We start from the raw sequence: 21364 nt of genomic DNA on the forward strand, positions 1-21364 counted from the left end.
GATTTGGGGGGTGGAAAAATGGCAAGTCATATCACGATCAGAAAGGCACCTGGCACATGGACAGTGCGCGCAGGCGGCGCTGTGCTGGGTGAAAGTTCAAACGCGTTGGAGCTGATCGAAGGGGATGCCCCCGCGGTCATCTATTTCCCGCGCGCAGACATCGCGATGGCCTTTCTTGATACCTCAGACAGCACCAGCCACTGTCCGCACAAGGGCGACGCGAGCTATTATTCTGTGGTGACCAAAAGCCGGACGCTGGAAAATGCGGTCTGGTCTTACGAAGACCCCAAGGATGCGGTGGCCGACATCAAAGATCACCTGGCGTTCTATAAGATGGACGAGATCACGGTTGAGCAAATCTGATCAAGCGTTCCTCCCACCACTCGGTTGGGGGCGCTGAGCTTTTTGCTCACCCCTGCATCCGGGCGTAGGACACCAAAGCCATCGAATTTCGGTTCGCCAGCCAGGCGGCGTTTTCTTCCAAAGTGCTCACATCGGTGCCCAGCAGCACCGCGACAACCTCGTTGTCATAGATCACTTCGGTGCCTGCGCCGTCTTCGGTTGGTCTGATGCCAACAAAGGTGGTGTCTTCGGCGGTGTCTTCATCTTCGGTCAGGGCAACTTCTTCGCCGTTGCGGTCCACCACGATCAGGACGTCTTCTTCTGGGTTGAAATCGGTCATCGTGACCTTGTCTTCGCCTTTTGGCGCGCTGTCGTCCAAGCCTAGGACTTTCATGATGTCCGTTGCGTCATTCTCTGTGCCCATATCGGCCTGATCCCCAATCAAAACGTCATCGCCATCGCTGCCAATCAATGTGTTTACACCATCTGCGACGGCCTCCGTCGGTGCCTCCTCAGCCTCCGCATCTGCCAAAGCGCTTATTTCAAGCGGGCCTTCTAAGGCGGGCAGGCTGTCATCCTCGGCGGCGGCAGATCCCACCTCAGAAATGTCCGGGTTTTCTTCATCTGCATCTGTCCCTGCATCGGCCAGCACCTCCTCCTCAGCTTCTGGAGAGACATCAGCGGCCAAGGCCGGATCTGTTGGAGACGCAAGTTCTGTTGCCGCGTCGGCCCCCTCTTCGGGCGCGTCTTCGGCCCCCACTTCTGGTGCGGCCACCGCGTCTTCAGCCGTTGCGGTTGAGGCCTGCGTGATTGAGACCTGAGTGCTTTCCAACCGGTCCTCCCCTTCTGTTCCGGCAAGTTCATCGGGTGGGGAATGGGTCAAACCGCTTTCGCCGCGGATGATGCTGATCGTGCCATCCTGTTCGAACTGGTCCAGCAGGTTTTCAGCCTCATCCGTGCTGACCGTATCATCCGTCTCCGTGCTTTCATCTGGTAGAAAATCCTCCACCTCCGGTGCCAAAGAGGACAGCAACACCCCCACGCCCAGCACAGACAGCAAGATCAAACCGGTCATTCAGACATTCTCCTTGGGGTGTTCGTCAGACCCGCAGCCCTGACGCAATTGTTCACGCACCGGAAACAATCCGACGCGGGCACACCAAATGCCTAAAGATTTAAGATATCATGAATGTTCTTCGGCCGCCGTCGCCGCCAGGGCGCGGTTATACGCCTTGAGCGCATCCATATGGAACAAGGCCCCCAACAGCTCTGGCGGCGCGTCGGCTGAGAGGGTGACCACCGGAATAAACCGCGCGCCGCTGGTCTCAAAGATCGGCATGGCAGCCTCTAGCGTGGCGGCCCCGTCGATATAGGTGCCTTCGTTGATCAACGCCCAGCATTCGTCTTCGGGGGCGGCCATCGGGTCATTGGGGCGCCGCATGATCCGGGCCACCATGAACATCGCCAGCAAATAGGCCTGCGGCCCTGCGGCAAGATGAATGCCGCGCCGTTCCATCTGGGTGAGGAAAAAGCTTCTGTCGACAATACGGCTTGCCAGCGCCGTGGACATGCTGACCGCCACCATCACCGCAAGCCCGGTCTGCCAGTCGCCCGTCAGCTCAAAAACAATCAGGGTTGTCGAAATGGGCGCGCCCAGCACGGCGGCGGCCACGGCCCCCATGCCCGCCAGCGCATACAGCGAAGAGGAGCCGGACACATCGGGGAAAACCCCCGTCGCAATCAGCCCAAAGGCCAAGCCCACCAAAGCGCCAATCATCAACGAGGGTGAAAAGACCCCGCCGCCCATACGCCCACCCAAGGTGATCGCGACAGCGGCGACTTTGAACACCGCAAACACCACCGCTTCGCGCAGGCCGATGCTGCCGGTGAGCGATAAGGACAGGGTTTCATAGCCCACCCCAATGATATGCGGATACCACAGCGCCATCAGCCCCAAGAGCACCCCCGCCACTGTGGGGCGCAGCCACCGGGGCGCGCCGGTCTTGTTTTGCAGATGGTTGCCAAAATCCTCAGCCCAGAAGATGCTGCGCATCAAGGCAACCGCCACCAAGCCGCAGGTCAGACCCAAGAGCAAAAACGCGGGCAGCTCAACGTAGAACTGCAGATCCACGTAATCTGCCAGCGAATATTCCGTGACGCCGCCAAACTCGAGCCGGTTGATCACCGTGCCAGCAACGCTGGCAATGACAATCGGCGCAAAGGCGTGCACCGCAAAGTGACGCAGCACCACCTCAAGCGCAAAGAGAGCGCCCGCAATAGGCGCGTTGAAACTGGCCGACACCGCCGCTGCGACAGCGCAGCCCAACAGGTCGCGGCCCGTGATGCCATCGGCGTTGATCTTGTTGCTGACCCAAGTGGAGATCACGCCCGCGATGTGCACCACCGGCCCTTCACGGCCCGATGAGCCACCGGTGCTGAGCGTGATCCAGGATGCAATGGCCGATGCGATGCCTGCTTTGGTCTCAACCCGACCGTCATGCAGCGCCGCCCCCAAGATCACATCTCCCACAGACCGCGCGCGGGCGTCATTGGTAAAGTGGTGCAGGATCAGCCCCACAACCAGCCCGCCGCCCGTTGGGATCAGCACCACCCAATACCAGTCCAACCCACTGATAAACGTGTGTAAATTGAACACATCATCCGTGCCGTAAAGCGTGGATTGCAGCCAATAAATCGCCTTGCGGAATATCAACGCGGCATAGCCTGCCGCGATCCCGATCAACAGCGCGATGAACCAAAAGGTGATCTTGCCCGGGCCGCGCTGGCGGATGACCTGCAGGCCTTGCTTGCAGGCGCCAAGCGCCATGTCGAATTGCTGGGAAAGGAACGAGGGGTCTGGAGTGCGCTCGCTCACCTTTGCCTCCCCCTCAGCCTGCCAGCAACGCTTGGGCAGCGGCGCGGGCGGCATCGGTGATGGTATCCCCCGACAACATCCGCGCGACCTCATCCACCCGTTCAGGGGCGGACAGCGGAATGACCGTGGATGTGGTCATGCCTTTCTTCACTGCCTTTTCCACCCGCCAGTGATGCGCGCCCAGGGCTGCAACCTGCGGGGAATGCGTGACCACCAGCACCTGACCGGTGCTGGCCAACGACGACAGCCGCCGCCCCACAGCATCCGCCGTGGCCCCGCCCACGCCCCGGTCAATTTCATCAAAGATCAGGGTCAAACCGGATTGGTTTTGCGTAAGGCATACCTTCAGCGCCAACAGAAAGCGGCTGAGTTCCCCACCAGAGGCGATTTTGCCCAAGGGGCCTGCAGGCGCACCCGGATTGGTGGCGACCGTAAAGCCGACCGTTTCCTGCCCTTCGGGCCCCGGCATATCCGGCGCGATCTGCGTGGCAAAGACCGCGCGCTCCATCTTGAGGGGGGCCAATTCGGCTGAGACCGCCTTGTCCAGCTTTCCCGCCGCTTTCTTGCGGGCGGCCGAAAGCGCATCTGCTGCTGCCCCATAGGCCGCCTCAGCCGCGGCGACGGCGCGGGCATGATCGGCCTGAGCCGCCTCACCTGCATCCAACGCCTCAAGCTTGGTGCGCAGGGTATCTGCAAAGCCCGCCAGATCATCGGGGGCGACATCATGCTTGCGTGCCAGGGCGCGGATCGCAAAAAGGCGCTCTTCTGTTTCTTCCAGCTCCAGGGGGTTGAACGTCATTGCGTCGATGGCTTGGGACACCCCTGCCATCGCGTCATCAAGCTCAACCATCGCGCGGCCCAAAGCCGCCATCGGCGCCTCTAGCGCGCCTTCGGCCTGGGCTGCGGCCCCATCGAGCCAGCGCAAAGCGGCGGCCAGATTTTGCTCCGCCCCCTCAGAGCCCATCACCGCATAGGCGTTGACCACATCCGCGCGGATCTTTTCCGCCCCCTGCATCAAGCGGCGTTTGGTATCAAGAATGGCTTCTTCGCCTTCCTCGGGGGCCAGCTGATCCAGCTCTGCCACCGCGTGGCGCAGAAACTCTTCTTCGGCGGCGATGGCCGCACGTGCCTCTGCCGCCTCAGCCTGCGCCTTGCGCGCGGCACTCAGTGCCTGCCAGGCGCGGCGCACCTTGACCAACAGTGCGGCATTGCCCGCAAAATCATCCAGAATGGCGCGGTGGCCACGGGGGTTCAAAAGCCCCCGGTCGTCATGTTGCCCGTGCAATTCCACCAGCGTCTCAGACAGTTGGCGCAACACCTCGCCCGAACACCGGCGGTCATTCACCCAGGCCGTCTTGCGCCCATCCGCGCTGTTGATGCGCCGTAAAATCAGCTCATCCCCGCTGGGCAATCCAGCCTCTTGCAAGATGGCATGCGCAGGGTGATCCTTGGGCAGATCAAACCAGGCGGTCACCTCACCCTGTGCCGCACCTTGCCGCACAAGATCAGCGCGACCACGCCAACCCAGAACAAAGCCCAGAAGAATCCAACAAGATAGACTTGCCCGCCCCGGTTTCACCGGTCAGCACATTCAACCCCGGTTGAAAGCCAAGTTCCAACCGGTCAATGATCAGCATGTCCGAGATATCAAGCCCGCGCAGCATCAGCTTAGCCTATCGGAGGGGGCGGTGCCCCAGTTGTTACAGCCACTCACCTTTGATGGTCTGCCGGTAGGCTGCCGCGAGCCAATTGTCCTTAAAGAACGCAGGCTCCAGCCCCTGCCCCGTCAACAGACGGTAGCTGTCTTCATACCATTCGGTGGATTGGAAATTGTGGCCCAGAATCGCCCCTGCCGTCTGAGCCTCGGTGTTCAAGCCAAGCGACAGATAGGCCTCAACCAAGCGGTGCAACGCCTCAGCCGTGTGCGAGGTGGTTTGGAAATCTTCCACCACAACGCGGAAACGGTTGATCGCGGCGGTATAGTGATCCCGCTTGAGATAATAGCGCCCGATCTCCATCTCTTTGCCCGCCAGATGATCAAAGGCCAGATCGAACTTCAGGATGGCTGAGTTGGCGTATTCGCTCTCAGGATAGATCTCAATCACGTCTCTGAGCGATTGCAGCGCCTGAAAGGTCAGGCCCTGATCCCGGCCCACTTCGTCGATCTGATCATAATAGCTAAGCGCCAAGAGATACTGGGCATACGCCGCATCATCATCATCGGGGTAGAAATCAATGAACCGCTGTGCCGCTGCACGCGAATTTGGGTAATCCTTGTCGCGGTGATAGCTGAACGCCTGCATGATCAACGCGCGGCGGGCCCAATCGGAATAAGGATAAAGCCGCTCAATCTCAGAGAAATAGAACGCCGCCTCACCGGCCTGCCGGCGGTTCAGCTCATATTCGCCGCGTTCAAAGATTTGTTCGGCTGAATAGGTCTCAAGCGGGATTTCCTGTGGGTTCAGCAATGTGCCGCCAACACGCCCGGCGTTGCGGTCACCGCCGCAGGCGGCCAAAGCGGCCACAACACATAATCCACCGATCACCCGCGCGGCAGATTTTGTCCTGCTCATGCCCACACCGTCCCGCATCTTCACACCCATGGTCTTGGCAACCCTTCTTTGCCCACTTGCTAGCACATTAATCGGCGATGCAAAACGCCGATTCTTGGTCATATCCCCCGGAACGAACACAAGCCTGTGCAGCAGCGCAAAACCAGCCACATCAAAGACATATCGCTCTAGAAGATTGGGTTCAATGGGCGCGCGCCGTTGCGGGCAGCGCCAGGGCCACATTGGTCAGGCAACCTGTGGGATTTCGTCCCAAACCAAGCCGTAGCCCGGCAAGCGCCGGGCGGTAAAGGCGGTGCATTCCACCATGCGCACAGCACCCGGTGTACCAAAAAGCTTGCGCAGAAGCGTGTTGGTCAGCGAATGGCCCGCGCGCACGCCAGTGTAGTGACCCAGCAAAGGCGCACCAGCAAGTGCCAGATCGCCCAAAGCATCCAGCATCTTATGGCGGACAGGTTCATCGGCATGGCGCAAACCACCGGGGCTGATCACCCGGTCGCCATCAAAAACAACCGCGTTTTCGCCCGACGTGCCGCCCAGCGCCAAGCCATTGGCCTGCATCGCAACTACATCGGCCTGACGACAGAACGTGCGGCTGTCGCACAGCTCACGCGCGAAAGAGCCGTTGTTCATCACCAGCGACTTTTGCTGATACCCGATCGCGGCATCGGCAAAGTCGATTTCAAAATCAATCCGCAGGGTGTCCGACGGGGCCAGCGTTGCGGTTGCATCGCCTTCCGTCACGGTCACGGTCACGGTTTTCAAAACCTCAAATGCCATCACAGGCGCGGCCAACTGGCGAATGCCGCGCTGCATGAAGCCGCGCACAAAAGGCACAGCCGACCCATCCAGGATCGGCACCTCAGGTCCGTCGATTTCAATCAAAGCGTTGTGAATGCCACAGCCTGCAAGCGCGGCCATCAGATGCTCCACCGTCGATACGGAATGACCGGAGGCATTTTCCAGCTTGGTGCAAAGCGGCGTGCGGTTGACCACATCCCAGCGTGCGGGGATCAGCGGATCGCCGTCCACCACATCAAGGCGTGAAAACCAAATTCCGTGATGTACACTCGCCGGGCGGATGGTCACAGTTGCGGGGCAACCAGAATGCAACCCTTTGCCGCTGAATGAGATCGCGGATTTAATTGTGGTTTGCACGATGATTTCCCTCAAAAGCTATTCTGCTCTTTACGCCCTCAGGGAATAGGTTGCGGGGGGATTAAGCTCAACTCAATCTTTGCAACGGACTGAAACATCGCTGTAACATATGGGCGCAAAGGTGCCTATGCAGCTGCAAGTCCCTGTAACCAAAAGGAAAAAGGCCGCCCCAGGGCGGCCTTTCTGCGTTCGTTTTTGTGCCGATCAGTTGGCTTGGCGGCGCAAAAATGCCGGAATTTCAATCCGCTCCTGATCGGGATCAGGCTCTTGTGCCGGCTGGGGGGCGGCGGACACGCGGGGCTGAGCTTGTTGCACCGGCGGCTGCTGACGGGTCGGACGTGGCGCAGGCTGAGCGTCAGCCTCATTGTGGCCAGTCATCCGGTTGATCAGCGAATTGATGCCAAACCGAGGCTTCTCAGCAGCGGGGGTTGCAGCAGGCTGTGCTGCTGGCGCAGCTGCCACGCGGGGTTGGGCCGCCGCGTCTGGTGCTGCTTTTTGCGCAGCGGCACGCAGCCGTGCCAATGCCTCAGGCGTTGGGGTGCCGGGCGCGGGTGCGCGCGGTGCCACAAAGCTTTCGGCGTCTGCTTCAAGGTCTTCTTCCTGGCGCGGCTCAAAGGCGGCAACCTGGGGCTGGTAGGCTGGGGGCGGCAGATCATCTGTCACCTCAACCGTGCTTTCCTCAAAGAGGTCTTCGGCCTGCTCTTGCTCAGCGGCGCGCTGCACATCCAGCTCTTCAAAAAGTGGCGCTTGCGTCTCTGCCACTTGTTCTTCGGTTGCAGCAACAACGGCTGCAACAGGCTCTTCCGGAGTTTCTTCGACAACCGGCGCTGGTGCCAAAGGCTGCTTCAAAGACCGGCGCGGCACAGGGATGTCGTTGGCGACGTCGGCCGCGTCGATGCCTGTGGCCACAACGCTGACACGCATCATGCCACCAAGGCTTTGATCCAGCGTGGAGCCCACGATGATGTTGGCCTCTGGATCCACTTCTTCACGGATGCGGTTGGCGGCTTCGTCCAGTTCAAACAGTGTCAGATCATCACCACCGGTGATGTTGATCAGCACGCCCTTGGCCCCGCGCAAGGAGATTTCGTCGAGCAGCGGGTTGGCGATGGCCTTCTCAGCGGCCTGGATCGCGCGATCTTCGCCGTCCGCCTCGCCAGTGCCCATCATCGCTTTGCCCATCTCGTCCATCACGGCGCGCACGTCTGCAAAGTCGAGGTTGATCAGGCCCGGACGCACCATCAGGTCGGTCACGCCCTTCACACCTTGATAGAGCACGTCATCCGCCATGGAGAAGGCTTCGGTGAAGGTGGTCTTTTCATTGGCCAGACGGAACAGGTTCTGGTTGGGGATGATGATCAGCGTGTCGACAACCTTTTGCAGCGCTTCCACGCCGTCTTCGGCCTGGCGCATCCGCTTAGCGCCTTCAAATTGGAACGGTTTGGTGACAACACCAACGGTCAGCACACCCAGCTCACGCGCGGCTTGCGCAATGATCGGCGCGGCACCCGTGCCGGTGCCACCGCCCATGCCCGCGGTGATGAAGCACATATGCGCACCCGCCAGGTGATCCACGATCTGTTCGATTGATTCCTCAGCCGCTGCGGCACCCACCGTGGCGCGGGCCCCTGCCCCCAGACCTTCGGTGACTTTGATACCCAGCTGGACGCGGTTCTCTGACTTGGCCTGCTGCAATGCCTGGGCATCGGTGTTGGCCACCACAAACTCAACGCCATCCAGCTCTTTTTCGATCATATTGTTGACCGCGTTGCCGCCGGCACCGCCCACACCAAATACGGTGATACGGGGTTTCAGGTCTTCCTGACCTGGCATCGAAAGATTGAGTGTCATGTGCTGTCCGCCTATAATTTTAGCCCACGTCCCATGAGCGCTGCATCATCATAAATTAGGACAACTCTAACGATCTTGCGGCTTTCAGTCACCACTAAATCGGCAATTTTGCGCTAAATATGGCAATTCTCGCCTCATTCTACGCGAGATTTCGCCGGTTTGGCCAAATCTTGGGGCGCTGAGCGACGCAGACACAAGCAAAACGGGTTCGTGCCCTGAAAATTCAGCGCAAAAACGACTCAAATATGGCTTTGGGACCTGCTCGACCCATGGCGCTTATTTCTGGTGCAGGAGGTGAGTCCCGCAACGCCTTGCCCTAAAGGTACACGCCCAAGGCGCGCTTGTCACGCCCTGCACGGGCTTACCAATTGTCGCGGAACCACTTGACCGCCCGCTTGAGCGAGCGTGCGGGGTATTTGTCCGTTGGGATGTCAAAGTCCCACCATTCGTCCTGTGGATGCGCCGCAAAAAGCGACAGCCCAACGGCAGAGGCAAAGCCCGGACCCGTGGCCGCTTGTGGCAGGCCGTGCACCCGCAGGGGGCGGCCCAGGCGCACCTGTTGGCCCAGGATCTTGCTGGCCAATCCGTCCAATCCGGGGATCTGGCTGCCGCCGCCGGTCAGCACAATCTGCTGGCTTGGCAGATGATCAAACCCGGCCGCATCCAGGCGCACCCGCACCTCTTCGAGGATTTCCTCAACCCGGGGCCGCATGATGCCGATCAGCTCTGCCCGGCTTGCGGTGCGCCGGTCGTGTTCATAATCCCCCGTGTCGCCGCCGATCTCTATCATTTCGCGGTCATCCATCCCGGTGGCATGCACGCCGCCATAAAACGTCTTGATCCGCTCCGCGTTGGCGGTGGGCACCTGCAGACCAAGTGAAATGTCCTGGGTGACGTGATCGCCACCCATGCGGACCGTATCGGCATAAATCATGTGTTTCTTGATAAAGATCGAAATGCCGGTGGCCCCGCCGCCCATATCAATGCAAGCCGCCCCAAGCTCTTGTTCGTCTTCCACCAGCGACGCGATGCCCGAAACATAGGCAGAGGAGGCAATCCCCGCCAGCTCCAGATCACACCGTTTGATGCAATGCGCCAAATGCTGGACCGCTGCGGCCTCTACCGTCAGCATATGCATGTCCACCGCAAGCGATTGGCCCACCTGCCCGCGCGGATCAATCAGACCTGAGCGGTGATCAAGCGCAAAGTTCACGGGCTGTGCATGCAGCACCTCGCGCCCTTCGCCGTATTCCGGCACGTCACAGCTGGCCAGAACGCGGGCGACATCCTCTTCGCTGACGGTATCGCCTTCCAGATCAATCTGCGCATCCAACCCATAGCTGCGCGGCGTCGCCCCTGAAAAACAGGCAATCACGTGATCCACGCGGATACCGGCCATCTTCTGCGCCGCTTGCAGTGCCGTGCGGATGGCACGTTCGGTTTCGCCCATCGTGGCAATTTCGCCAAACTTCACACCGCGTGAGCGTGTCGTGGCCGCCCCGATCACCCGAAAGCCCGATTGACCTGCCAAAGATCCAATCGTGCCCTCTTCGCTTAGCTTGTCGGCCCCATCAAAGCGCAACACCAAACACGCGATCTTGGAACTGCCAACATCGAGGATCGCCACAACCCCGCGCTGCATGGCGATCTTGCGCATATGGCGCATCGACCGTTGGCTTTCATACAAATCACTTATCATATTACTGCCTCGACTGCCTCGACCATTTACTGGCCGTTTTGTTGTTTTATCTGCCACCATTCCTCGGTGGCATGTTCCGTCATTCTCAGGGTTGGCCGTTGGCTCAGCCGCATATCGACCATCACCACGTCCCGCGTCAGCACTTCTTGCGCGCGTTCCAGCGCAATCACCCGCTCAAGCGATTGCAGCGGTTTTTGCTCTGGCAACAGGATGCGCTGATCCCGGTCCAGCACCACATCCCACCGCCGCTCGCCCATGCGCACAACGCCGCGCACCCGTGGCCCCAAAGCCTGTGCTGCGCGAATGAGCCCAAGCGCCTGAGGCACATTTTGCGTGGCCCCTTTGCCTGCGATCAGCGGCAGCTCGGCAAAATCGCTGCGCTGCGCCACATAGGCCACCAGCGCGCCGCCATCATCCACCAAAGCCAGCCCATCCGCACTGCGCCAGACCGCAACAGGGATGCGCGGGACCACATCAATTTGCAGCACCCCACCCGGACGGATCCGAACCGACGCTGTCTTGACCCCGTTGAGCGCGGTCACCTCTTTGCGCAGCTCGCTCAGATCCATGTCAAAAGAGCTGTGGGGGAATTCAAAAGGCACCAGCGCGCGGATTTCAGCCGCCAGCTCACCCTGCGCGCCATCCACGGCCATCAGTTTGACCATGAACTCTGGGCGTTCTTCAATGCTGGCGCGGGCCTCGGCCACGCTTTGGACAATCGCATCTCTGCGCGCATCATCTGACAGGTATATCGTGCCCGCCATCAAGGTCAGGCAGAACGGCACGCCCGCCCGCAGCGCCAACCGGAACGCGGGCGTTAACATCAACCGTTGCATGCGCCAGGCCCACCGCGACGGGGCGGGATCAACCTTGGCTGGTTTGCTGCGGCGGATCAGCGCGAACATGAGGCGTCCTCCACCATCCAGGCGCAGAAATCGGGGAAGGAATAGCCACACACCTCGCCCTGCTCAGGCGCGAGCGAGGTGCCGGTCATGCCGGGCTGGGTGTTGGTCTCAAGCAAAAACAGGCCATCTGTCCCGCGGCTTTCGTCCCAGCGGAAATCGGTGCGGCTCACCCCCGGCATCCCAGCGCCTTGTGGGCGCGCAGGGCGTAGTCCATGCACAGATCAAAAATCTCTTTGGGCACATCGGCAGGCACAACATGTGACGACCCGCCTTCTTTGTACTTGGCGTCGTAATCGTACCATCCGGTTGTCAGGATATCGGTCACAGACAGCGCCCGGTCCCCCATCACCGTGGTGGTCAACTCGCGTCCCGGGATAAACGCCTCAACCATCACCTCGTCGGGCATGTCATCATCCAGCCGGGGCGGGCCGTTGGCATCTTCGTTGACCAGATACACGCCCACGGATGAGCCTTCGTTGTTGGGCTTTACGACATAAGGCGTTGGCATCACGTGACGGGATGCAACTTCGTCTTTGGGGCAAATGATGCTGTCGACAACCGGCAGGCCATGCGCGCGGTAGACATCTTTGCTGCGCTGCTTGTCCATGGCCAGGGCAGAGGCCAGCACGCCTGAATGCGAATAGGGCAACTGCATCCATTCCAGCATGCCCTGCACACAGCCATCTTCACCCCACCGGCCATGCAGGCAGTTGAGCACCGCATCTGGTTTGAGATCTGATAAAACAGCGCAAAGATCGGGGCCCGCATCGACCTCGACCACATGATAACTGTCCTTTTCCCGCAAGGCGGCTGCGCAAGCTTTTCCACTTGCCAGGGACACCTCGCGTTCGGCCGAGGGGCCACCCATGATTACCGCCACTGTCGGGGTTTGCCTGCTCGACGTACCCACGAATGCTGCCTTATGTCCCGGACCTTTCTGGCCCTTATTCTTTAGTATTTGCCATTTCTTGGCTTATTCATCTGCGTCAGAGGCTTCTGCAAATTCCCCAACGCGCATGATTTCCCATTCTAACGTTATCCCTACTGAATCGTAAACCTTTTTCCGCACCTCTTCGCCCAAACCTTCTAGGTCAGCTGCTGTCGCCCCTCCGGCGTTCACAAGGAAGTTTGAGTGTTTGGGCGACATCTGCGCCCCGCCCCGCGTGGCCCCGCGCATGCCCGCATCGTCGATCACCTTCCACGCCTTAAGGTCATGCACGTCATCGGCTTGTCCGGTAGAGGAAAACCCGGCAGGGTTGCGAAAGGTGCTGCCCGCTGTGCGGTCTTTGGTAGGTTGCGTGGCGTCGCGCTTTGCCAATTGCGCATCCATCTTGGCATGCAGCGTGGCGGGATCGCCCGAAGGGGCCTCAAAGGTGGCATCAATCACAATAGCTTCGTCTGGCAAGTCACTCTGACGATAGCGAAAATCAAATGCGTCCTTTGTCCGCTCCACCAGCGTGCCGTCCCGCAACACAACCCGCGCAGATACGAAATGATCCGCCGTGTAGGCCCCATAGCAGCCCGCATTCATGCGCACAGCGCCGCCAATGCTGCCCGGAATGGTGCGCAGAAATGTCAGGTCAAGCCCTGCATCCGCCGCCTTGCGCGCCACATGCGCATCCAGCGCCGCAGCGCCCGCAACAACCCGGTTGCCCGCAATCTCAATCTGGTTGAACCCCCGCCCCAGACGTACCACCACGGCCCGCAAACCGCCATCGCGCACGATCAGATTTGATCCGACGCCCATGGGAAAAACCGCTACCTCCGGCGCAAGATCGCGCATGAAGTGTTGCAAATCAGCGAGGTCAGCAGGCTGAAACAGGAAATCCGCAGGCCCGCCCACGCGCAACCAGGTCAAACTGTCGAGCGCCCGGTCAGGAGTCAGAGTGCCGCGCACATTGGGAAGGGAAAGATCCGTCATGAGGGCCGGTTAATCCGAATTGGTGCAGGGGTCAAACCGCGTCATCATCAACAGTGGTTTCATGCCAGACCCGGCGCAGCCTGCCGGCGTAGAAACCTGCCGCAAAAGCACAGAGCGCAAAGATCGTCATGGAGGCATCGGCCATCATGCTGGCATAAGAAAACGGATGGGCCGACAGGCCAAACACCATCCAGGCCATATGGGCGGCCAGCCCGGCAAAAAGCACCGCCAGAAACCGCATCACATTGCGCTGATACCCGCAGATCGCACAGGCCCCAAGCCATACCCCCAAAAGCAGCAGCATGATCAGCATCGGCACGCTCACCCCGACGCGCCAAGCTGCTTGCGCAGCCAACGGCCCAGATAAATGACCGGCCAGCGCAGGATCGAACAGCCCGCCGCCAGCACCAACAGCCCAACCCAGGGCCCATGTTGCGCAGTTGTGTAGCCCACGATGGGAATGCCAACCGCAATCAGCAGATACGCGTTGCGCCAATGGTGGTCTTTGCTGGGCGTCATCGCGATGACATTGGCAATGACGGCCCACACACAGGCCAGGGTCAGCGAAAGGCTCATCTTGGCACCTCCGGGTTTTGCCCGCGCAACCGTGCCCAAAGATAGCGCAGCGGGTTGCGGAACATAGAAACAAAAGCCGCCAGCGCCAAAAGCGCCGGGATCCACCCAACCTGTTGGCCAATCAGGAAAATCAGGACGGGGGCAGCGATCAACAGGATCACACCCGGCACATATTGCAGGCGCATCGGTAACATCGCCACGGTTGCTGAGGCGAAAACCCACAACACACAAATCCACAAAAGGGTCATTGGTACGCCCCCAGCTTTGCTTTCTGTTCAATTCTCAGGCGGCGCGCCTTGATGTGCGCCACAGATCTGCCCGCCACAGGCCTGCCCACCGCCGGGGCACAGCCCGCACCGCCGGGCCAGACCCAGACACCCGTCACGCAGCAGCCCCTTTCAGGGCGGCCAATGCCTCAGGCAGGCCATGCGCCCAGGTGCTGATCGTACCAGCCCCCAGACAAACAACCATGTCGCCGGGCACGGCCTGTTCTTTTACCAGCCGCGCCAATTCTGCTTCATCGGTCACGGCGCGGGCATGGCGGTGGCCATGCCGGATCAGACCGGCCACCAGATCATCACGAGAGGCACCGGGGATCGGGTCTTCGCCTGCGGCAAAAACCTCGGCAATGCCGACCACATCTGCGTCGTTGAAACAGGCGCAGAATTCTTCGAAATGGTGGCTTAGCCGGGTGTAACGGTGCGGCTGGTGCACCGCGATCACGCGGCCCTCGGTCGCTTGCCGCGCGGCTTTCAGCACAGCTGCAATCTCGACCGGGTGGTGGCCGTAGTCATCAATGATCGTCACGCCATCGACCTCGCCCACCTTCGTGAAGCGCCGGTTAACCCCACCAAAGGCGGCAAGAGCACTGCGAATCTCTGCCCCCTTCAGCCCTAGATGCCGTGCCACCGCGATGGCCGAGAGCGCATTGGACACGTTATGATCGCCCGGCATGGGCAGCACACAATCCTCAATCACCTTATCTTCGGCCTGCAACTGCACATCAAAATGCGCCGAGCCGTTTTCATAGCGCAGGTTTGTCGCCCGCACATCCGCCTGGGCGTTGAACCCATAGGTCAGCACCCGGCGGTCGGTGATCTTGCCCACCAAAGCTTGCACTTCTGGATGATCGGTGCAGCAGATCGCCAGACCGTAGAACGGGATGTTCGATACGAAATCCAGAAACCCCTGCCGCAGCGTGTCAAAATCACCCCAATGCTCCATGTGCTCAGGGTCTATGTTGGTGACGATCGCAATGGTGGCAGGCAAGCGGTTGAATGTGCCGTCGCTTTCATCGGCCTCCACCACCATCCACTCGCCCTGCCCCATACGCGCGTTGGAGCCGTAGGCGTGGATGATGCCGCCGTTGACCACCGTGGGGTCCACCCCGCCCGCGACCAGCAGCTCTGCCACCATCGTGGTGGTGGTTGTCTTGCCGTGCGTGCCTGCGACCGCAATGTTGGATTTCAGCCGCATCAATTCGCCCAGCATCTCAGCACGCCGCACAATCGGCAGACCCGCCAGACGCGCGGCGTCCAGCTCAGCGTTGCCGGGTTTGATCGCTGACGAGATCACGACCACCTCAGCGTCCGCGACGTTTTCGGCCTTTTGCCCTTCGAAGATGCGCGCGCCCAACCGCGCCAACCGGTCGGTGATCTTGCTGGCCTTCAGGTCTGAGCCTTGCACGCTATAGCCATGGTTCAACAACACTTCGGCGATGCCTGACATCCCGATACCACCAATGCCCACAAAATGGATCGGTCCCACATCAGTTGGGAGCTTTGTGGCTGCTGCATTCATGACTTCTGTCCTTTCTCTGCCAACCCCTCAACCATCCCGGCCAAGGTTTCGGCTGCTTCTGGCTTGCCCACGGACAAAGCGCCGCTGGCCATCTTCAAGGCCGCGTCAGGGCTGCTGAGCACCAGTTGCACCTGGTCGCGCAGCGCCTCCGGCGTGGCCACATCTTCTTGCATCATGATCGCGGCACCGGCCTCAACCAGACCACGACCATTGGCTGTCTGCTCATCCCGGATGGCGGCGGCAAGGGGAATTAATATGGATGGACGTCCAATCACGGACATATCGGCAATCGTTGAGGCCCCTGCCCTTGTGATCACCAGCTGTGCCTCTGACATGCGGCGCGGCACGTCATCAAAGAAGGGGCGGACATCGGCGGTAATCCCATGATCGGCATAAAAGGTGGTCACCCGCTCGGCATCTTCATCGCGGGCCTGATGGCTGACGCGGATGTTGCGCAAGATGTCCATGGGCAGTTCTGCCAGCGCGGGCGGCACCACGTCACTAAGGATGCGCGCACCTTGGCTGCCGCCCATCACCAACAGCTCCATCGGATAATCACCGGGCGGGATATAGCCCGCGCCTGCCCGTTCAAGGATCGCCGCGCGCACCGGGTTGCCCACGTGCGTGCCTTCAACCCCTTCGGGCAGCTCAGTTGGCCATGTGCCACAAGCCACCGCGTCCACCCGTTTGGCGAACAGTTCATTCACCCGGCCCAACACGCCGTTTTGTTCATGGATCATGCGCGGCAAGCGCAGCAACGTGGCCGCCCCCAGCGCCGGGATCGACGGATAGCCGCCAAAGCCCACAACCACCGCAGGACGGTCGCGCAGCATCCGCCAGGCGGCCCCAAGAACGCCCAAACCAATCTTAAAAGGCACCAAAGCCTTTGCCAAAAGCCCGCCACGCGCAAAGGTGGCAGAGCTGACCTGAACAATCTCAACCGCATCCGGGAACCCGCCGGTATAGCGCGCGCCGCGCGCATCGGTGGACAGCCGCACGCGCCATCCGCGCGCCAGCATAACCTCTGCCAGGGACTGCGCGGGGAACATATGCCCCCCGGTCCCCCCAGCCGCGATGATCAGCAGCGGTGCGCTCATCGACGTCCCCGTCCCAAAATATCAGAAATCTCGCCCTGTGGCCGGGTCCGGGTGAAGGCCAAAAGCATCCCCACCGCGATGCCAGAGGCAATCACCGAAGACCCGCCGTAGCTGACGAAAGGCAAGGTCATGCCCTTGGCGGGCAACAGCCTGACCGCTACGCCCATATTGATCATCGCCTGCACCCCGAACATGCACGCAAGCCCGGTGCCTGCGAGGCGGATAAAGGGATCCCGCTCGCGGACCAAACGCAGGAGTGACCGCACCACAACGCAGGTATAAAGAGCAATAATGCACAGCACCAACACCAGCCCATATTCCTCAGCCGCCACAGCGATGATGAAATCGGTATGCGCATCCGGCAAAGACCACTTTACCTCGCCTTCCCCAACGCCCACGCCAAAGAGGCCCCCTTCACGGATCGCGTTGGTGGCATAGCCCAGCTGCGTGGTCGGATCGACATCAGGGCTGAGAAAGCCATCAATGCGGCGGGCGAAATGCTCAGAATTGGCATAGGCTACCGTGCCCGCGATGATCACCATCGCCATCATCCCGACCAGCAACACCATCGGCGCACCAGCAACGAAATACATCACGCCCCAGCCAAACAGCACCAGACAGGCCTGACCAAAGTCCGGCTGCAGCGCTAGCATCAGCACGATGGAGATACACAGCGCAAAGGACCACGCCTTGCCGGGGGGGCCGTTAATCTCAAGCGAGGCCGCCATCATCCAGGCCGCCGCAACCACAAAACCCGGCTTTAGAAATTCCGAGGGTTGCAAAGAGGCAAAGCCAAGCGAATACCACCGCACCGCCCCTTTGCCAAAATCGGTGCCGAAAAACGGCAAAAGCGCCAGCGCCACGAAGGCCACGACAAACCCCAAAACCGCCAAGCGCCGCACCACGGTCGGCGACATCATTGAGGTGACAACCAAGGCGAGTATCGCCAGCCCGCCGAAAAACGCCTGCCGCTGAACATAATGGAACGGCGGGAACCCATTGCGTTCGGCCAAAGGCACTGAGGCCGCAAGCCCCAAGAGCAGCCCCACACCGAACAACATCAGCACACAGGACAAAGACCAACGGTCCACCGTGCGCCACCATTTTGGAAGAATTGGTTCACCGTCCTGTACGTGAACGGTCCCATGGGCCATCGCCGTCATGATGCTCTGCCTTACACTGCCTGATTGCCCTAAAGGGCGGCCTCATTCTTGAGGTCTCTGGAGGCACCATAAACGCATTTGACGCAACAGGCTAGGGCTTTTCCACCGCCAAACCCTGCTGGCGGTGGGGCAGTTCATTGGCGCATCACGCCGCCTTGTGCGTGCCTCTGACCGGATAGTCATTGGCCCGGATAAACCGAACCCCGTTCAGCAGGCTGGCCAGATCAGGCCGCGCAAAAGGCGCGTTTGAAATGTCGAGGATTTGAATATTTCCCTCAGCGTTCACGACAAAGACACCCGGTTCGGGAAACGGACGGTCCGTTTCCTTGGGGCTGCGCGGATCAGAAATGTACAGCCCCAGCGCCGACATCTGCGCCACACTCAGATCATAGCCGGTGGTCAAGGACAGCTCCTTTTCCTCAACCATGGCTTGCGCCTTGGCCTCTGGATCGCCCGAGACCACAACAACATCCAGCCCCTCGGCGTTAAATTCGCCAATCATTTCCTGCAATTGCGCCAGATACTTCTTGCACAGCGGACAATGCAGGCCGCGGTAGACAACCACCATTTGCCAATCCGCCTGCCCCCGGGGCTGGCCCAGTGTCACCGTGCCGCCGCCCACAACAGGCACATCCATTTGTGGGAATGCAGATCCCGCAGCCAATCCGTTCATCTCAGCGTCCTTTCCAGTTTTAGCCGTTCTCCAACAGCTGACCCTTCGCGCCGCCTGATGCAACAGCGCTCACGCCAACTTGACCCCCGGCGTCAATCCGGGCAAGGCGCAGGCATGCAGTTTGATACCGTGATCATTGGTGCCGGTGCCGCAGGCATGATGTGCGCAGCCCACGCAGGCGGGCGCGTCCTGCTTGTGGATCACGCCAAAGCCCCCGGCGAAAAGATCCGCATCTCTGGCGGGGGCCGCTGTAATTTCACCAACCTTTATTGCGCCCCCGACCGCTTTCTCAGCCAGAACCCCCATTTCGCCAAATCGGCCCTGGCCCGTTACACGCAATGGGACTTTATCGATCTGGTGGATCAGCACGGCATTGCCTGGCACGAAAAGACGCTGGGCCAGCTTTTCTGTGACAACAGCGCCAAAGACATCATCGCCATGTTGCGCGGGCTGATGAAGGACGCAGGCGTAGATCTGCGGCTGCAAAGCAGCGTCAGCGACATCGCGCACGCAAACGGTGGCTTTGCCCTGACGTTGCACACCCCCGACGGGACAACGCAGCTGACAACAGGCCAGCTGGTCATCGCCACAGGCGGCAAATCCATCCCCAAAATGGGGGCCACCGGGTTTGCCTATGACATCGCCCGCCAATTTGGCCTGCCCCTTACAGACACGCGCGCAGCCCTGGTGCCCTTTACCTTTCCCGATAAACGCTTTGCCGAAATCTCGGGCGTGGCCACCCCTGCCACCGTGACCGCCTCTGACACCACCTTTGAAGAAGCGCTGCTTTTCACCCACCGCGGCCTCTCCGGCCCTGCGGTGCTGCAAGCCTCCTCCTATTGGTCCGAAGGCCAGCCCATCACCGTCAACCTGACCCCTCAAACCGACCTGATGGCGGCCCTGCGCGATCAAAGGCAAAAATCAGGGCGCAAGAACCTGACCACCGAACTGGCCCAGCATTTGCCCGCACGTCTGGTCGATCACCTCTCATCGCAGATGGATCTGTCCGGCAACCTGGCCGATTGTTCCGACACCCGCCTGACCGCGCTCTGCGCAGATCTGGCCCAGTGGCAGCTCACCCCCTCAGGCACCGAAGGCTACCGCACCGCCGAAGTCACGCTGGGCGGCGTCGACACCCAGGCCCTGTCTTCCAAAACCCTGCAAGCCAACGACGTGCCGGGCCTTTATTTCATTGGCGAAGCAGTGGATGTCACCGGCTGGCTGGGGGGGTATAATTTCCAATGGGCCTGGTCATCCGCCATGGCCTGCGCACGCGCCCTATCCACCTGAAAGCTTGGCCACCTCAGCGGCAAAATCCTCACCACGCCGCTCAAAACTGTCGTATTGATCAAAACTCGCCGCAGCCGGTGCCAGCAAAACAACATCGCCCGGCTCCGCCTCTGCCCCCGCTTGGGCAACAGCCGCAGCCATCGTGCCGCAAACCTCTGCCTCAACCGACAGCTGCATCGCAAATCCTGCCGCCTCGCGGCCAATCACATAGGCCTTGCGCACGTTCTGCACCGCCCCGGCCAACCCTTCCAGGCCGCCCTCTTTTTCCAACCCGCCACAAATCCAGCGGATGTTTTGAAACGCACTCAGGGCTTTGGCCGCCGAATCCACATTCGTGGCCTTGCTGTCGTTGACAAACCGCACGCCGTCCCGTTCCGCAATCGTCTGCGAACGGTGCGGCAACCCGGCAAAGGAATGGAACGCCGCCTCAATCACCCGCGGCGCCAGCCCCAAGGTCCGACAGGCCGCATAGGCCGCACAAGCGTTCTGATGGTTATGCGCGCCCGGCAACCCTTCGATCCCGCGCAGATCAATGGAGCCCACCTGCTTGCCCTTGCGGTACTCCGACAAAAACCCCTTGCGCGCAAAGACCTGCCAGCCCGGCCCGGTGAGCTTTTGCGCCACCGACACCCGGATCACCCGGTCATCCGCTGGTCCCTGGCTCAACTGGCCGGCTAGGTAACGCCCCTCATCCTCATCCACCCCAATGACCGCCCGGTCCGGCCCGCCTTCGGCAAAAAGCCGGCGTTTGGCGGCAAAATACCCCCCATGCCGGCATGCCGGTCCAGATGATCAGGGCTGAGGTTGGTAAAGACAGCCACATCCGGCGTCAGACTGCGCGCCAGATCGGTCTGGTATGAGGACAGCTCAAGCACAACCACCTCCCCATTGATCGCAGGCTCCAGATCCAGAACCCCCCGCCCAATATTGCCCGCCAACTGACAAGGCCGCTGGGCATGGGCCAAAACATGATGGATCAGCGCCGATGTGGTGGATTTCCCATTGGACCCGGTCACCGCGATGACCCGAGGGGCCACATCAAAACTGTCCCAATCAGGCTGCGCAAAGCTCTGGAAAAAAAGGCCAATGTCGTTATCAACAGCCACCCCCGCCGCCAAGGCAAGCGCCACAACCGGATTGGGTGCGGGATAAAGATGCGGAATGCCGGGGCTTACAATCAACCGGTCAATGCCCGCCATATGCTCAACGGATTTGAACGGCATGACGGCAAAACCTTCGCCCTCCGCAACCTCACGCGCGGCCGGATTGTCATCCCAACACAGCACCTCAGCGCCCCCCGCGCGCAACGCCCGGGCCGCCGATAATCCAGACCGCCCCAATCCAAGCACGGCCACCTGCGCCCCATCCAATCCGCGTACCGGGATCATGCTGTCATCCCTTCATCTTTCCAATACAATTCCGGAGGTCTGGAGGCAGAGCCTCC

The 21364-nt window shown here is 60.6% G+C and carries 17 protein-coding genes and 3 pseudogenes; 2 read left to right on the forward strand and 18 right to left on the reverse strand.

The genetic code is table 11. The annotated features are described in order from the left end of the window. Positions 1–18: 18 nt before the first annotated feature. Complete coding sequence (locus ACZ1HM_RS13360) at positions 19–363, forward strand: DUF427 domain-containing protein (protein WP_472743206.1); 345 nt, start codon at positions 19–21, stop codon at positions 361–363. 46 nt (positions 364–409) lie between these two features. Here ACZ1HM_RS13360 and ACZ1HM_RS13365 read toward each other — a convergent pair whose 3' ends face one another. The 17 genes and pseudogenes from ACZ1HM_RS13365 to ACZ1HM_RS13445 form a co-directional block, all read right to left on the reverse strand. After that, entirely contained in the window at positions 410–1417 is a 1008-nt protein-coding gene (locus ACZ1HM_RS13365) for a hypothetical protein (RefSeq protein WP_472743207.1), read from the reverse strand. Positions 1418–1525: 108 nt separating this feature from the next. Beyond that, the gene (locus tag ACZ1HM_RS13370) at positions 1526–3169 is read right to left on the reverse strand and encodes a chloride channel protein (protein ID WP_472744618.1); all 1644 of its coding nucleotides are present in this window, start codon (positions 3167–3169) and stop codon (positions 1526–1528) included. A gap of 61 nt (positions 3170–3230) precedes the next feature. Beyond that, positions 3231–4881 (reverse strand): annotated as a pseudogene (gene recN, locus ACZ1HM_RS13375) (DNA repair protein RecN). Positions 4882–4917: 36 nt separating this feature from the next. Continuing rightward, positions 4918–5790, reverse strand: a complete 873-nt coding sequence (locus ACZ1HM_RS13380) for an outer membrane protein assembly factor BamD (protein WP_472743208.1) — start codon at positions 5788–5790, stop codon at positions 4918–4920. Between the two features lie 225 nt (positions 5791–6015). Then, positions 6016–6945 carry a UDP-3-O-acyl-N-acetylglucosamine deacetylase gene (gene lpxC / locus ACZ1HM_RS13385; protein ID WP_472743209.1) on the reverse strand — a complete coding sequence of 310 codons (930 nt, stop codon included), beginning with the start codon at positions 6943–6945 and terminating at the stop codon, positions 6016–6018. Positions 6946–7149: 204 nt separating this feature from the next. Continuing rightward, complete coding sequence (gene ftsZ / locus ACZ1HM_RS13390; protein ID WP_472743210.1) at positions 7150–8796, reverse strand: cell division protein FtsZ; 1647 nt, start codon at positions 8794–8796, stop codon at positions 7150–7152. A 361-nt stretch (positions 8797–9157) separates the two neighbouring features. Then, positions 9158–10492, reverse strand: a complete 1335-nt coding sequence (ftsA, locus tag ACZ1HM_RS13395; RefSeq protein WP_472744619.1) for a cell division protein FtsA — start codon at positions 10490–10492, stop codon at positions 9158–9160. Between the two features lie 29 nt (positions 10493–10521). Further along, positions 10522–11400, reverse strand: a complete 879-nt coding sequence (locus ACZ1HM_RS13400; RefSeq protein ID WP_472743211.1) for a cell division protein FtsQ/DivIB — start codon at positions 11398–11400, stop codon at positions 10522–10524. Beyond that, positions 11388–12268 (reverse strand): annotated as a pseudogene (locus ACZ1HM_RS13405) (D-alanine--D-alanine ligase). The gene ACZ1HM_RS13400 and the pseudogene ACZ1HM_RS13405 overlap by 13 nt, the downstream one beginning before the upstream one ends. A gap of 105 nt (positions 12269–12373) precedes the next feature. Next, positions 12374–13321, reverse strand: a complete 948-nt coding sequence (murB, locus tag ACZ1HM_RS13410; protein WP_472743212.1) for a UDP-N-acetylmuramate dehydrogenase — start codon at positions 13319–13321, stop codon at positions 12374–12376. A 31-nt stretch (positions 13322–13352) separates the two neighbouring features. Continuing rightward, positions 13353–13646, reverse strand: a complete 294-nt coding sequence (locus ACZ1HM_RS13415; protein WP_472743213.1) for a hypothetical protein — start codon at positions 13644–13646, stop codon at positions 13353–13355. Continuing rightward, the gene (locus ACZ1HM_RS13420) at positions 13643–13897 is read right to left on the reverse strand and encodes a DUF2484 family protein (RefSeq protein ID WP_472743214.1); all 255 of its coding nucleotides are present in this window, start codon (positions 13895–13897) and stop codon (positions 13643–13645) included. Before ACZ1HM_RS13420 ends, ACZ1HM_RS13415 begins: the two co-directional genes overlap by 4 nt. Then, positions 13894–14145 carry a DUF2484 family protein gene (locus tag ACZ1HM_RS13425; RefSeq protein ID WP_472743215.1) on the reverse strand — a complete coding sequence of 84 codons (252 nt, stop codon included), beginning with the start codon at positions 14143–14145 and terminating at the stop codon, positions 13894–13896. The genes ACZ1HM_RS13420 and ACZ1HM_RS13425 overlap by 4 nt, the downstream gene beginning before the upstream one ends. Before the next feature lie 133 nt (positions 14146–14278). Further along, positions 14279–15697: a UDP-N-acetylmuramate--L-alanine ligase gene (gene murC / locus ACZ1HM_RS13430; protein WP_472743216.1), complete on the reverse strand. Its 1419-nt coding sequence runs from the start codon at positions 15695–15697 to the stop codon at positions 14279–14281. Continuing rightward, positions 15694–16794, reverse strand: a complete 1101-nt coding sequence (locus ACZ1HM_RS13435; RefSeq protein ID WP_472743217.1) for a UDP-N-acetylglucosamine--N-acetylmuramyl-(pentapeptide) pyrophosphoryl-undecaprenol N-acetylglucosamine transferase — start codon at positions 16792–16794, stop codon at positions 15694–15696. Before ACZ1HM_RS13435 ends, murC begins: the two co-directional genes overlap by 4 nt. Continuing rightward, on the reverse strand, positions 16791–17957 hold the full coding sequence (gene ftsW, locus ACZ1HM_RS13440) for a putative lipid II flippase FtsW (protein ID WP_472743218.1): 1167 nt from the start codon (positions 17955–17957) through the stop codon (positions 16791–16793). Before ftsW ends, ACZ1HM_RS13435 begins: the two co-directional genes overlap by 4 nt. Before the next feature lie 145 nt (positions 17958–18102). Further along, on the reverse strand, positions 18103–18630 hold the full coding sequence (locus ACZ1HM_RS13445) for a peroxiredoxin-like family protein (protein WP_472743219.1): 528 nt from the start codon (positions 18628–18630) through the stop codon (positions 18103–18105). A gap of 114 nt (positions 18631–18744) precedes the next feature. Here ACZ1HM_RS13445 and ACZ1HM_RS13450 point away from each other — a divergent pair, with 114 nt between their 5' ends. Continuing rightward, the gene (locus ACZ1HM_RS13450; protein ID WP_472743220.1) at positions 18745–19920 is read left to right on the forward strand and encodes a BaiN/RdsA family NAD(P)/FAD-dependent oxidoreductase; all 1176 of its coding nucleotides are present in this window, start codon (positions 18745–18747) and stop codon (positions 19918–19920) included. Here the strand turns inward: ACZ1HM_RS13450 and murD are convergent. Further along, positions 19909–21308, reverse strand: a pseudogene (gene murD / locus ACZ1HM_RS13455) (UDP-N-acetylmuramoyl-L-alanine--D-glutamate ligase). The gene ACZ1HM_RS13450 and the pseudogene murD sit on opposite strands and share 12 nt — an antisense overlap. Between the last annotated feature and the right edge of the window lie 56 nt (positions 21309–21364).

This window comes from Sulfitobacter sp. GN1-4 (genome assembly GCF_055693825.1).